This is a genomic window from Coleofasciculus sp. LEGE 07092 (genome assembly GCF_015207375.1).
Lineage (GTDB): Bacteria > Cyanobacteriota > Cyanobacteriia > Cyanobacteriales > Coleofasciculaceae > LEGE-07092.
This window is the reverse complement of the sequence record NZ_JADEWY010000019.1, coordinates 1-13,628: the sequence shown is the minus strand read 5'-3', so window position 1 is coordinate 13,628 and position 13,628 is coordinate 1. Positions and strand designations below refer to the sequence as shown.

The following is a 13,628-nucleotide window of genomic DNA, read 5'->3' as shown; positions in this document are numbered from 1 at the left end:
TTCCCCCCAGAATTGGGGGGACTAAGGGGGGCAGAAGATGAGCGCCTAGTGAGGGCTTTATTAAGAAGAAGTTTTTAGGGTTAAGTTGATACCAATCGGCATACCGTACCCCTAAAACTTTAATGGGGATAAGTTATTCCTTATATCATTTCCTAAGGATCTTCCCAAAAAACAATCGAATCGTTGAGGGGTTGAATTTGAGTTCCAGGATAGTAAAACTTGAGAATTTGCTCTCCCGACCAACCCAGATTCGCTAAGTTATAAGCACCATATTGACTCAAACCCACACCATGTCCGAAGCCACCCCCGACAAAGGCATAACCTTTTAAGATTTGGGAAGCACCATAAACCGGATCGAGATAAAACAGAGTGCTGCGGGGGGGACCAAAGGCACTGCGAACTTCATTTTTATGGAGTTCAATGACACCCTTATCAGTTTGAACGGTAAGTTTGAGAACACGTCCAGCAGGCGATCGCTTCACCACCTGCATCTGCACAAGGGTGGTGAAATCAGCGAGGGGATGTTTTGTTTTTTCCAGATAGCGTCGTAAATCAGCCGTGATCTGTTCTAGAGTGCTTGTTCTGCGCCAACGGAAGACATCCCTGCCACTTTCATTGAACCCATCCTTCAAATTAATGAATTCGCGGAAATTTTGTTCATTAGCTAAAGGTTTCTGCGTTAAATCCCAGATGATCTTGGGTGAGTCTACCACAGCTTTTAAATAAGGTCGCTCGGGTCCGTTCCAAGAGTCACCAAAAGGAGCAGTGATGCCACCAGAGGTAGAAGAATACAAAGCATCTACCAGCTCATTATTGTAAGTTAGCACCAACCCTTTCGTTGCCGCGATCGCTCGGTCAGATGTCGGGAATGTCTCTCCTAATCCTTTATAAACCTGGCAGTGGGTATCTGCACAGAGTTGGTAGTCGTCAGCGGCAAAGCGACGCAGGTTTCGCAGGGCATAGGTTCGGGCAATAATAGTCTGAGCTTCCACCGCAGTATAGGGCGCTCCCGCTCCAATTTCATGAGGAACAACACCCCGCAAATAGGTTTCTAAAGGCACCTGATTGACTAGCGAATAGTTGCCATAGGCGTTGGGCTGAATTCGGAGGCTACCAGCATAGAGGCGAGGATTTCTGTCATTCTCACCCTGACTCACCCGAACCCGATTCTTTTCCGACGAAATTTCTAGCCACTGACGATTGTAACGATAGCCGTTGATAACAAACGAAACTCGCGGCACTTTTTGCAGCACTTGGGTTTCTAAGCGAGCGGTTGTATCCCCTTGAGATTGGAGCGTTGAAAGCAGTAAGCGTCGTAGCAAAGGCGTTTGATAAACATCTCGTTTCGCCCAAACCTGCCAGCGTTCCGGTTGGGCTACCTCTACCTCAATACCCTTCTCTTTCCACTGATTAGCAGTATCTTCTGCGGTTTCAAAGGTAGCATGATCGCTAAGAACCAAACGCTCTTGTAGGAAGGGTGCTGATAGGGGTTGCATTGCCACCTCTACTTCAACGCTATCCGTTTGTAAGGTTTGCGGTTGCATATCCCCCGACAAAAACCGCAAAGTCAAGCGATCGCCTGATATCGCTTCCAAGGTAAGTTGGTCAGTATCTTCATCGCCGAAGCGCTGCATGACTCCCACTTTCAGCTCTAAATCCTTGGCTTGAGCTGGGGATGCCCACCAACCAGCCACTCCCCAAAGACACAAAGCTATCCAGAACGTGTGAAGGGTAAAACGTGACACTTGAGTTTTAATGCCATAGGGCGATGTCTGGTCAAAAGTTAATCGGGTTTGCTGGCGATCCTTCTTTTGTGTGTCAGTTTGGAAATCCTTTTTCACTGAAGTGGAGCCCTGGGACTCGTGTTTTTTTACAGTCAACCGCTTGTGCTGGAACCAGTAATCGCTCTTCATCCTACCTCTTAGGTTCTGCTTTGCAGTACATTCCTGAGACTCTCGCGTTTAAAAACGGAAGGTTCTTAACTTCCACAGTCCAACCCGACGGGCGGATGGGCATACCCTCTTCCAGGCTCTCGGCTTGCACCCTTCGACAGGTGGAACACTGAGCGTTCGACTGCCCTTCGGCAAGTGGAACACTGAGCTTGTCGAAGTGCTCAGGAACCGCGCTCACGCCGAAGTCTTGTCGAAATGCTCAGGGTATCACCTACAACATCCTGGCTCTTAGGCACTTGAGTTAAGACTTTTGCAGCGACCTGCTCTACCTTTGGGCAACGACCAAAGGAGGAAGGACGAATCCTTCGAGTTGCAGGTTGGTTGCATTCCGTTGCTGTTCTCCAAGCCGCTTGCAAGCGTAGCTCCACACTTTGCCAGTCAACTAGTAACTGGCTCACCTGGAGAACGAAGGTGTCGGGTTCTATGTGTTTAGCTAAAAACGCCGAATACAAATCTCTCTGAGCGATTATTCCACACTCACAATCGTGGATGCGCTCCGAGAGATTTTTCTTTTTTACCCGACCGCAATGGCAAGTCTGAGATAGCTTTGTGCTGTACGTCGGAATTTCTATCACCTGCGAGCCAGCTCTTTCAGCCTTGCTTATCAGGTGAGATATGAACATGGAGGGCGCACGCTTACCGACAGACTTACCAAATAATTTCTGAAATGCTTTATAGGAAAGCTTCTCAAATTTAATAGTGTCTCCAGTACGGAGAATGGTGTTTACCAGCTCTCCATGAAGACTCTTTCTGTGGGCTGCTAACTTCCGCTCTTTGTTAGCTTTGGAGTTACGGGTCTTGAGGTAAGTTTTGGAATTATTCCATTTTTTCTTACCCTTCTTGACCGTACCGTTGGGGTTGTAGTTACCTGGATTGGTCGCTCTACGTGACCTATCCATCTTTCTTTGCAGCCATTCGATGTGTGCTGCATCAAACTCTAGTTCAGAGGCAAACTGCTGTAGCTTGACATCGGTATCAGATACTACGGCTATCGTACTTGGTCCAATGTCGATACCAACATCACCATGCCCCAGGTAGTTCTTAGGCTTAATAAATGGCTTGCCCTGACAGACTAACTGAGCGTAGAACCGATTGCACCCGTTGATTTTTCGACGAACTAGTCGAACATATTTGACCTTCGATTGGAGTCCATGCAGAATAACTGGGTCATTGGAAGCAATCAATGCAGGTAGCTCTAATCCACCCCACTCAACAGTCTCTCCCTTCCACCGAATACCAGACTTGTTAGACTTGCCCTCAACAGAGTCCATCTGGTTTGCACCCTTGAACCTGACTTTCTTTGCCTGTCCAAACAGCACTTTCTCTGCTGCTTTGTAGGCACGAGTTGCTAGTTTCTGGGCAGTGTTGGAGTCGATGTGGTTTCCGAGCCAGGATTGTCTTAATCCGGTGCTGTAGGAATGCAGGGCGTATTCGGAGAAGTCGTATCGTTCTCTTGCCCGTTTAAACAGAACTTTGCGTTCCGGATTATTGGACTTAAGAGAACGAGCTTTATTGAAATCCCTGGATTGCCGAATGAGCCTAATTCGGCGCATGGCTTCGCCAAGGCAAGCGTTGTACATCTGCCGCGCCGCTTCAAACCTAGATAGCAAAATACCTTCATTTGCTGGAGATATCTTGAGGGGTATCTCGCAAACAAATGAAGGTGTTGGGGACTTTTTAGGCACGGCGACAGTACAAGAGCTAACTTTCAACTGAGTATATCCTGTATTCACAGTATACGGAAACGGCGACTAAAGTCGCCCATTGCGTTCATCCCTGTAACTAAAGTTACAGGGATGAACGCTTCTAGGTTTTTGCCTCGTGAACTATCTATACTCACCACCTTGAAAGGTTGTATCTGGAATTTGAGAGAACTCAGAAGAGGACGAAACGAACAGGGAATGTGTTTCCCTTAGCTCCCCAGCTCCCCGGCAAAATCAAGCCTCACTGCTGCTAAAGAGTACTTCCCCTTGAATCATTCGTTGAGCAGCATCAAGTAGCACTTCCTCCAGATAGGGTTTGGTAAAGTAGCCGCTTGCTCCTAGCTGAGATGCCATTTGCCGATGGCGCTTGGCACCGCGAGAGGTGAGCATAGCGATTGGCAGCTTGCGGAGATCCTCATCTTTCTGTAAGCGAGACAGCAATTCCAAACCATCCATTCTGGGCATTTCAATGTCGCAGAAAACAATATCGCAAGGGAGCCCTGACCGGAGTTTTTCCCAAGCTTCCTGACCATCACGGGCTTGTTCAACCCGATAACCTGCTTTAGCGAAGGTCATAGAGAGGAGTTCTCGCACTGTAATCGAGTCATCCACAATGAGCACCATCGGCTCGTGTTTAGTCACGGGTGGCTCTTGGGGAACTTCACCGTCGGGTTCTTCCCTCGACCAAATGGTAATACTATCTTTGCGAAGTCGTCCACTTGCAAGGTCAATGAGTTCAAGAACGTCAGCAATAGACATGATCCGACCATCCCCCAAAACAGTTGCTCCAGCAATGCCCACGGGTTTGGGTGGCGGACCTTCTAGTTGCTTGATCACGATTTCTTGCTCACCAATAATTTGATCGACTTGGATGGCGAGGAAGTTTCCGGCACTCCGGAGTACAACAATCGAGATCGTATCGTCTTCTCGCTTGCCACCATAAACAGTGCCTCGATTGAGTTGACGGTTGTACGTCAGCAAATCAGAGAGGGGTTGAAATAGCAGCAGACTGTCGCGCCATTGGATATAAGTTTGATTGTCTGAATTCGTCTGAATCCGTTCACGTCCGATATCGGGCATCATATCTTCCACACCATCCATTGGGAAGGCAATACGAGAGCGATCGCTCAAGCAGCAGAGCGCTTTACAAATGCTCAGGGTTAAAGGTAGACGAATCGTAAAGGTTGTGCCTTTGCCTAGGACAGAATCAATATAGATAGCGCCGCGAATTTCACTTAAACTGGTGCGAACTACGTCCATGCCCACGCCACGACCTGCAAACTCACCGGCTTGGTCTTTGGTACTGAAACCTGGGTGGAAGAGAAAATCGTACAAATCCGTAGGGGTTAGGTTTTTCGCCTCGGATCGAGAGATGAGTTTTTTCTCAACTGCCTTGCTTCTGACTCGTTCGGGATCGATACCTGCCCCATCATCAGAGATGGAAATAACGGTCTGATTGCCTTGGTGAAATGCCCGGAGAGTCACTTGACCGACTGGCGGCTTGCCAGCAGCTCGGCGCTCCTCTGGGGTTTCAATGCCATGAGTAATCGCATTGTTGACCAAGTGGGTCATTGGGTCGTAGAGGTGTTCGAGGATCATTTTATCAATCAAGGTTTCCCGACCCTCAACTTGCAATTCTGCCTCTTTCCCTAGCTTCATAGAAATTTCGCGCACGGCACGGGGCAAGCGGTCAGCCGTCTGAGCAAAAGGCACCATGCGCGATCGCGTCAGTCCTTCTTGCAACTGAGTCGTTACCTGCCGCAGATTCCGGGCAACCTGATCAGTTTCATCCACCAAAAACTCAACGTCAGACGCCGACTCCCGCACTTGAACGATGAGCTCGATCATCTCTTGGGAAAGCAAATGGAACCCCGTAAAGCGATCCATTTCCAAGGGATGGTATTCTGCACCAGCAGAATCACTACTGTGAGAAGAACTATCCGAACTGAATAATGGAGGGGGAGAGTTGTGGCGACTAGCTAACAAAGAGGCTTCTAAGAGCGATCGCTCATACAAATCTCGCATCCTCGCCCCAACATCGCTCAAGGCAGACACTTGGTGCTGTAAATTATCCAGGAATTGCCGCAAGCGTTCTTGATCTTGTTCTAAGCTATTGCGGCTCACCACCAGTTCTCCCACCAAATTACTGAGACTATCCAAGTGTTTGACGGGAACCCGCATTGTCTGCTCGAATACCTTAATCCGCCGAGCCGGAAGGATGCGAGTCTGACGCGAGTCGGTACTTGACGTTGGAGATCCAGGCATTGTTTTATCTGCCTGCTCGAGCAGTTTCTCTAAGTCTTCATCCAAGGTGTCTTTATTTTGAACACCAGCCTTTTTCTCTTGATTTGCAGCTTTGGGAGGCATCTGTTCGCTTAAGAGCGCTTCAAGATCCTCAAATGCATCATTATCTACTGCTCCAAAAGCTACAGGTGCACCAGGAGTGTCCAACTCCAGCATTGCCTCTAAATCTTCAAACTCATCAATGCTATCGAATTCAGCAGGCAAGGTAGGAGTTTCCGATGCCAGCATTGCCTCTAAATCTTCAAACTCATCGCTACTCTCCAAATCAATATCTAAAGCCCAGTCAGTTTCTTCGTTAATTTCTAAAGAAAAATCACCTTCAGCAGTTACTCCTTCACTACTGAAGAAATCTTCTAAATCTTCTACAGCTTCCGGTGCCGTTGCCTCACTTTCCCAAGACTCGAACAAATCACTTGTCTCGTCTGGCTCAGTTGAGGGTTGGGAGTCGAAGTCCCAATCAGCTTCTAAATCTAACTCGGATGAGAGTTGGGGTTCTGAAGCTTCTTCTGTGAAGAAATCTTCTAAATCTTCTACAGCTTCCGGTGCCGTTGCCTCACTTTCCCAAGACTCGAACAAATCACTTGTTTCGTCTGGTTCAGTTGAGGGTTGGGAGTTGAAGTCCCAATCGGTTTCTAAATCTAACTCGGATGAGAGTTGGGGTTCTGAAGCTTCTTCTGTGAAGAAATCTTCTAAATCTTCTACAGCTTCCGGTGCCGTTGCCTCACTTTCCCAAGACTCGAACAAATCACTTGTTTCGTCTGGTTCAGTTGAGGGTTGGGAGTTGAAGTCCCAATCGGTTTCTAAATCTAACTCGGATGAGGGTTGGGGTTCTGAAGTTTCTTCTGTGAAGAAATCTGCCAAGCCTTCTAAATCTTCTACAGCTTCCGGTGCTGTTGCCTCACTTTCCCAAGACTCAAATAAATCACTCGTCTCGTCTGGTTCAGTTTGAAAGTCGTTTGTCTCTAAATCCCATTCTGAGGAATCCGATTCCTCGGTTAACCAATCCGATTCTAAATTAAACTCGGATGGTGCTTGGCTTTCCTCTGTTTCTTCGATGAAAAGGGCTTCTAAATCTTCGGCAGCAACTGGCGGAATCTCTAGTGCATCTTCATTGAATAAAGGTTCTGATAAGTCAGACACGGGTTCAGCTAAAGTTTCGCTATCATCTAGCTGTTCTTCAAGGGTTTCTTCTTGATTTGCTTCAAGTTCATCGGTTAGTCCAGGCATCTCAAGGATAGAAGAGTCTTCTGAGTTTCTTGGGCTAATGATTGCCGAACTATCACTATCATCAAGAGTTACTGAATCGGTATCAAAAAAGTTATCTAGGGACTCAAAATCAGCATCAAGTTCCGATTGCTCTAACGATTCTAAATCCAACTCTTCGCTGTCAAAGGACATTTCTTCAAAGGGATTAGACAAATCCCAGGCATCTGTTGCTGCCGAGTCTAGGTCTACTAAGTCATCATTTTGATTGCTGAAGTCTAATGATGATGCGGAGAAGTCTAAATCCCTATCATTTCCTGGCGGTGTTGTTTCCTCGTCTTCTTCTAAGAAGCTATCGTCCAATAAGGTGCTTAAATCGGCTGTAGAAGAGCTTGAATTCACAGAAGAGTCTGATATATCCGATTCAAAGAGTAGGTCGGAAAACTCATCATTTAGGTTTGCTTGAGATTCGGATAAACCGTCACTCGCTGACGTTTCTGCCTGAAAAAAATCGCGGTTCTCTGCGTCACTGAGGAGATCAGAAAAATCACTTGAGTTGTCTAAATTAAATAGATCATCTGAAGTGTCTGAGAAGGGATCGTCATCTAGACTGATAATTTCTTCTTCTTGCCAGGTTTGATCCAGCTCGGGGGTTTGACCTTCAAAAATATCGGCTAACGTGTTTAGTTCTACTAAACCAACTTCTGGATCGTTTTGGTCAGACAATGGTGATGGTGGTGCAAAGGGATTTGACAGTTGATCGAATCCTTGGTTCGGCTCAGAGGAACTGTTTTCTTGAACATGGGTAGTCTCTGGTTGAATGAAAGTATCTTCTCCGTAAAAGTCGTGAATAATGTACGTTTCTTTGTCGTTAACATAGTTGTCTGAGATGTTCAGGCGATCGCCTTTTGAAGATACATTACTAGAGGTTCTGTCCGTTTCCGACACTGTATTGGTGTCTGTAGAAGGTGCTTGCTCGTAGGGATTGGGTGCTGGTGCCGCATCAATATCAGCTAAGGCTGGCGCTAGAGATTCAAGCTGTTCACTAGGGGCAATTTCAACTGAGCGACCTAATAGAACTAACTCCTGAGCCTGTTTTATTTCTTTGATCGTCACACTAGCAAGCAGGCGATAGGAATTTTGGGGATTGGCAATTGCTGCTTTTGCGGTTTCGAGTAACTCGCCCCAACCAGCCAAATCCCATTCCTTGCCGAGGGAAAGCAGGCGATCGCAGTGGTTTTGCAGAGCGGCGCGATGTTGGGGTGAGTCTGACTGCTTAAAGAGCTGTAACATCTCTCGCAGTTCCACCAGAACATCTCGTTTAAAAGTTACTGGTAAGGGGTTAGCACTCGATTCAGAGGATTGCCTGCCAGCGACATTTGCCTCTCGGACGGTAGCGGTGGTAGTTCCTCCGTCTTTGTGAACCAGTTGATTGAGATGACGGCTGAGTTGCTCAAAAATCGGCTCGGCATTTGACATGATTGTCTTGGCTGTGTCGTCAGTCAAGCCGAAAGGTCCTTGGAGTTGGTCTAACAGCGATTGAAGGGTATCAAATACCCGCAAAAAAAGGGATTCTAGCTGCTGGTCGGTCTGGACGGGTGAGTCTTTGAGAATTTTGAAGTAATCTTCTAGACGATGGGCTGTTTGCTGAATGCTCTCCAGTCCTAACATGGCAGCACCACCTTTGACGGAATGGGCAGCACGAAAGAGTTCGTTTGCCATTTCAGTGTCTTGCATGGTGCTTTGCAGACTTAGCAAACCCTGCTCAATGGTATTGAGGTGGTCTTTTGCCTCCTCAATGAAGTAGCCCATGATTCGCTGTTGTTGTTCCGGCTGCATAGCAGTGTCCCTTAAAGAGTTTTAAGTAATGTTGGAGTCCCTGACTCCTAACTGCCTCAAGCGGTAAAGCGTGGAATTCACAGCAACCGCTCGCAAGCGTGAGTTTTCAATCGCTAGTAGTCCACCAAACTGATACCTGATGAATGCCGCAGTCCATTTTCCCTACCCCCCTGCTCTTTAAAGTTCTTGTGCTATATGCCGATTGCGATCAATTTGTCAACTACTAGGGGTTACTACAGATAGCTTTCACTGTAACCAATATCTTTAAGATTGACATTATCTATAATCATCTATCAATTATCGGTTTATGGCTTCAGCAGACTCTTCTCGGATCTTTACAGACTGGCATCAAGGCTTCTTGCTCTGATTCTAGAATGAATCAGGCTGGTGCATTCAACTAACGAGCATTACAGACATGGCGGCAGGGCACAATTTCATTCTGGATCTGATGACAGTTTTGGGAGCATCTGCTTTGGGTGGATACCTCGCCAAACAGCTACGCCAACCCGTACTGTTAGGCTATTTAGCCAGTGGATTGGTGGTGGGTCCGTTTGGTCTGAAACTGTTAAGCGAAGCCAACCAGATCGAAGCCCTCGCGGAAATAGGCGTTGCTTTACTGTTATTCGCCTTAGGGGTTGAATTTTCCATTGCTGAATTCAAGCGAGTTAAAGACATTGCCCTGAAAGGGAGTTTACTGCAAATTGGGCTGACAATTGTCTTGGTGACGTTACTAGCGACCTTGACAGGTTGGGTCGAGGGACTGACTCAGGGCATCTTCCTGGGAGCTATTCTTTCCCTCTCCTCTACTGCCGTGGTTCTCAAATCCCTGACCGAACGCGGAGAAACCAATACACTTCACGGTCAGGTCATGCTAGCGATTTTGATTGCCCAAGACCTCGCCCTAGGTCTGATGTTAGCGATTCTACCGACACTCGACCAACCGACTAATATTGGCGGAGCGCTGGCTGGTGCATTACTGAAAGTATTGTTATTTGGGGTTGCTGCTGTTGCTGCGGGTCGGTGGCTTGTTCCCCGTGTAATCGAAAGCGTTGCTAAAACAGAAAGTAGCGAACTTTTTTTGCTAACGGTTATTGCCCTTTGTTTGGGGGTTGCTTTGATTACGGATAGGCTCGGTTTGTCCATCGAGATGGGAGCCTTTGTTGCCGGACTAATGATCTCGGAAATCGACTATGCCGACCAAGCTTTAGCTAAAATTTTACCTCTACGAGATACATTTGCCAGCCTATTTTTCGCATCGATCGGTATGCTAATCGATCCCTTAACTATTCTCCAGAATTTTAGCTTAATTTTGGGTTTAGTTACCGTGGTCATGCTAGGCAAGGCTACTATCATTTTACCAATTGTATTGAAATTTGGCTATTCGTTCAAAACGGCTTTCATTACTAGTTTTGGTCTTAATCAAATTGGGGAATTTTCCTTTGTGTTAGCCTTGGTTGCCTTTAATGAGGGGTTGATTGAGCGGGAAAAGTATCTCTTACTTTTGGGAACGACTGCCATTACATTAGTGCTGACACCTGTCTGGCTGAAATTTTCTCCCCGTCTGGCTGATGAACTTACGAATCTACCAGGGTTGAGAAATTACCTGCGTCGGTTTCGAGAAACCAAAGCGCTATCGATTCCCGAAACGATTTGCGACCATGTTGTGGTGGCAGGCTATGGACGAGTCGGGCAAGTTGTTGTTAATATTTTGCAAAATCAGGGGTATGCCGTTCTTGTGATTGATAATAGTGAGGCGGCAATCCAACGGTTGAGGACTCAAAGAATTCCTTATCTTTTTGGGGATGCTGACTCAGAAATGGTATTGGAAAAGGCGCATCTGGAAAAGGCAAAAGCTTTAGCGATCGCTTTACCCGATCCAGTGAGTACCCGATTGCTGCTCAAACGCGCCTTAGAGTTTGCCCCAGAACTGGATGTAGTCGTTCGCTGTCACCACAATAACGAGATTGACGTACTCACTCAGCTAGGGGCGCAGGAAGTCGTACAACCGGAATTTGAAGCCGCCTTGGAAATCGGGTCGCACCTGCTGACAACTCTGGGAGAAAATCCATCCCTTACTCAGTCTGTCATTAATGCTATTCGGGCAAATCGCTACTTGAGCATCCGACCGGAACGCGCCACTAGTGTGTTACAGCATGACTTGAACCAAACAGCATCAGAATTTCACAGGGATTGGCTAACCGTAGAGACGGATTCACCGTTGCAGGGGATAACCCTAGCCGCAGCAGATATTCGCAATCTCACAGGCGTAACCGTTATGGCAATTCAACGGGACGGTCAAACCTTGTATTACCCGAAACCGCAGACGGTTGTGAATGTAGGAGATCGCTTGCTAGTGGTTGGCGAACCGGAAGAATTGGTCGCGTTTCGAGACTTGATGACGGATCGAGCTAGGGTTGGTGAGGGATGCAGTCATTGGGTAACATTGACTGAAAGTTCCACCCTAGCAGGATTGCATCCAATAGATATCCAGCATCAATACCATGTGGTGATTCAGGCTGTGCGCAGGCAAGGCAAACTTTATAATGCTGTTGATGATGTTTTGGAATTACAACCAAAAGATTACCTGCTGCTGCGAGGAGAATGCGATCGCGTTGAGCAGGTGGCGAAATTGGCTTCTTAGAGTAGGGGTTAGGAGTTTTAGGAGGTAAATGGTTGGATGGATAGAATTATTCTCAAAGTTGTTAGTTATACTGACAAAGCAGCAGACATTCAACTGGTAAGGGTTCGGGTTTTCCAAGTCGAACAAGGGGTTAATCCGGCGTTAGAGTTTGACGGCAGAGATGAAACGGCTGAACATTTACTGGCTTATTTAGATGATCGACCTGTGGGAACTGCCAGGATAAGGTATCTAGATAGTCAAACTGCCAAGGTAGAAAGACTTGCAGTTTTGCCTGATGCTAGAAGGAAAGGCATTGGTAAGCAACTGATGGAAAAAGCGTTAGAGGTTGCTGCGCAAAATGAGATGGAAGAAGTGGTTATTCACGCTCAAGACTATGTAAAAAATCTTTATCAAACTTTAGGATTTGTGCAAGAGGGGGATGGTTTTGAAGAAGCTGGTATTCCTCATATTAAGATGAGAAAACGAATGGCAAACTCAAGGTAAAAGCCTTTGGCTCTTCAGTATTGAGCAATTTTTTGACTTTCTATCCCTGCGATGAGAAACTCTTGATTGTTAATCACCTACAGTAATCTATTTGAAGCGAAAGATGGTGTTTTCGGCAAGAGAACGGCGATGATAACCATTTTCTTGTTTCCACTCCTTACGACCTACCTGTTTGATACGAGTGATAATCTCATTGCAAGGATAGGTATCCGGACGCGAAGCGGACGCGGTAAGTGGATTTCATGCTCTAATCAAAAGGGAGAAGCAACGAGAACAACCCAGGTAAATTTCGTGGTAAAGAAGAATCGACACACTCAGTTCAGAAGTCTGCTGATTCTGGGGATAATTTGGTTAGCAAGTGCTTTGTGCGATCGCTTTTGGTTTACCCTTGATCACTCCGTTCCAGCTTGGGATCAGGCAGATTACTTAACCGGTTCATTAAACTATTGGCAAGCACTACAGCATCCTAACTGGCTCTCTGGGGAATGGTGGACGAGTTTCTGGCAGTTGTCGTCTAAAATACCACCGTTTACCTATATTGCCGCTGCTATTATCCAGAATATCTTCGGGACGGGTGCTGACCAAGCTACTCTAGTTCAACTAATATTCAGCGCGATTCTCCTAGGTTCAGTCTACGGGTTGGGCGTCCAGTTATTCAGCCGCAGAGTAGGATTGTGGGCGGCTGGGTTAACGGTACTATTTCCTGCACTCTATCGGTATCGGTTGGAGTTTCTCTTAGATTATCCGCTCACAGCCGTCGTTACTTTCAGTTTCTTCTGCCTTACAGGTTGGCGGAATCAAAAATCATACCCATTCTCTTTAATTCTGCAACGCATACACCCCCCGGCTACCGCCGTCCCCCCTTACCAAGGGGGGACTACAGGGGGGTCAAATAAAGCGCAACATCACGGAGAATTAGTACTAAAAGCGAAAGGTTCTAAACAACAACTTACAGGGGTTTTCAAATTAATAGACTACATTTTGACCCCCCTAATCAAGGGGGGGACTGTACCACACCGACTCGCAAAGTGCTGTAATCCCCACTCCCTATTATGGGCAGTTGGGTTGGGTTTTTCTCTGGGGGTAGCGCTAATGGTGAAGCAAACGGCGCTATTCTTTCTAGTCACACCAATCCTGTGGGTACTCGGTGGTACTATTCGACGGCGGGAGTGGGGACAGTTGGCGCAATTAGTGGGAAGTTTAACTCTGTCAGTGTTTGTATTTGGATTCTGGTATCGTACCAACTGGCTATTGATGCTGACATCAGGGAAACGGGCAACCATTGATTCTGCGATCGCAGAAGGCGACCCACCGCTCAATACCATAGAGGCTTGGGTATATTATTGGAAAATTCTGCCTTATTTGGTTTCTTGGCTTCTGTTACTGGTGTCAATTGTTGGCTTGATTCTTTATTGGAAAAGGAGACAAGGGGACAAGGGGACAAGGGGACAAGGAGACAAGGAGACAAGGGGACAAGGAGACAAGGGGACAAGGGGACAAGGG

At 46.9% G+C, this 13,628-nt stretch carries 6 protein-coding genes; 3 read left to right on the top strand and 3 right to left on the bottom strand.

Annotation, left to right across the window (positions count from 1 at the left end):
• Nucleotides 1-152: 152 nt before the first annotated feature.
• The 3 genes from IQ257_RS06885 to IQ257_RS06875 form a co-directional block, all read right to left on the bottom strand.
• Nucleotides 153-1,715, bottom strand: coding sequence for a SpoIID/LytB domain-containing protein (locus IQ257_RS06885; RefSeq protein ID WP_369076448.1), 1,563 nt, complete (start codon nucleotides 1,713-1,715; stop codon nucleotides 153-155).
• A 398-nt stretch (nucleotides 1,716-2,113) separates the two neighbouring features.
• Nucleotides 2,114-3,664: an RNA-guided endonuclease TnpB family protein gene (locus tag IQ257_RS06880; RefSeq protein ID WP_193932977.1), complete on the bottom strand. Its 1,551-nt coding sequence runs from the start codon at nucleotides 3,662-3,664 to the stop codon at nucleotides 2,114-2,116.
• 225 nt (nucleotides 3,665-3,889) lie between these two features.
• Nucleotides 3,890-9,001 carry a response regulator gene (locus tag IQ257_RS06875; protein ID WP_193932976.1) on the bottom strand — a complete coding sequence of 1,704 codons (5,112 nt, stop codon included), beginning with the start codon at nucleotides 8,999-9,001 and terminating at the stop codon, nucleotides 3,890-3,892.
• 415 nt (nucleotides 9,002-9,416) lie between these two features.
• Here IQ257_RS06875 and IQ257_RS06870 point away from each other — a divergent pair, with 415 nt between their 5' ends.
• The 3 genes from IQ257_RS06870 to IQ257_RS29860 all read left to right on the top strand — a co-directional run.
• The gene (locus tag IQ257_RS06870; protein WP_193877938.1) at nucleotides 9,417-11,642 is read left to right on the top strand and encodes a cation:proton antiporter; all 2,226 of its coding nucleotides are present in this window, start codon (nucleotides 9,417-9,419) and stop codon (nucleotides 11,640-11,642) included.
• A gap of 36 nt (nucleotides 11,643-11,678) precedes the next feature.
• Nucleotides 11,679-12,125, top strand: a complete 447-nt coding sequence (locus IQ257_RS06865; RefSeq protein WP_193877935.1) for a GNAT family N-acetyltransferase — start codon at nucleotides 11,679-11,681, stop codon at nucleotides 12,123-12,125.
• Between the two features lie 291 nt (nucleotides 12,126-12,416).
• On the top strand, nucleotides 12,417-13,628 hold a 1,212-nt coding region (locus tag IQ257_RS29860; RefSeq protein WP_322744221.1), incomplete at its 3' end, for an ArnT family glycosyltransferase.

Excerpts from the sequence above, each read along its gene's own strand:
- IQ257_RS06870 (WP_193877938.1), top strand. The coding sequence starts at position 9,417 with ATGGCGGCAGGGCACAATTTCATTCTGGATCTGATGACAGTTTTGGGA.
- IQ257_RS06875 (WP_193932976.1), bottom strand. The coding sequence starts at position 9,001 with ATGCAGCCGGAACAACAACAGCGAATCATGGGCTACTTCATTGAGGAG.
- IQ257_RS06865 (WP_193877935.1), top strand. The coding sequence starts at position 11,679 with ATGGATAGAATTATTCTCAAAGTTGTTAGTTATACTGACAAAGCAGCA.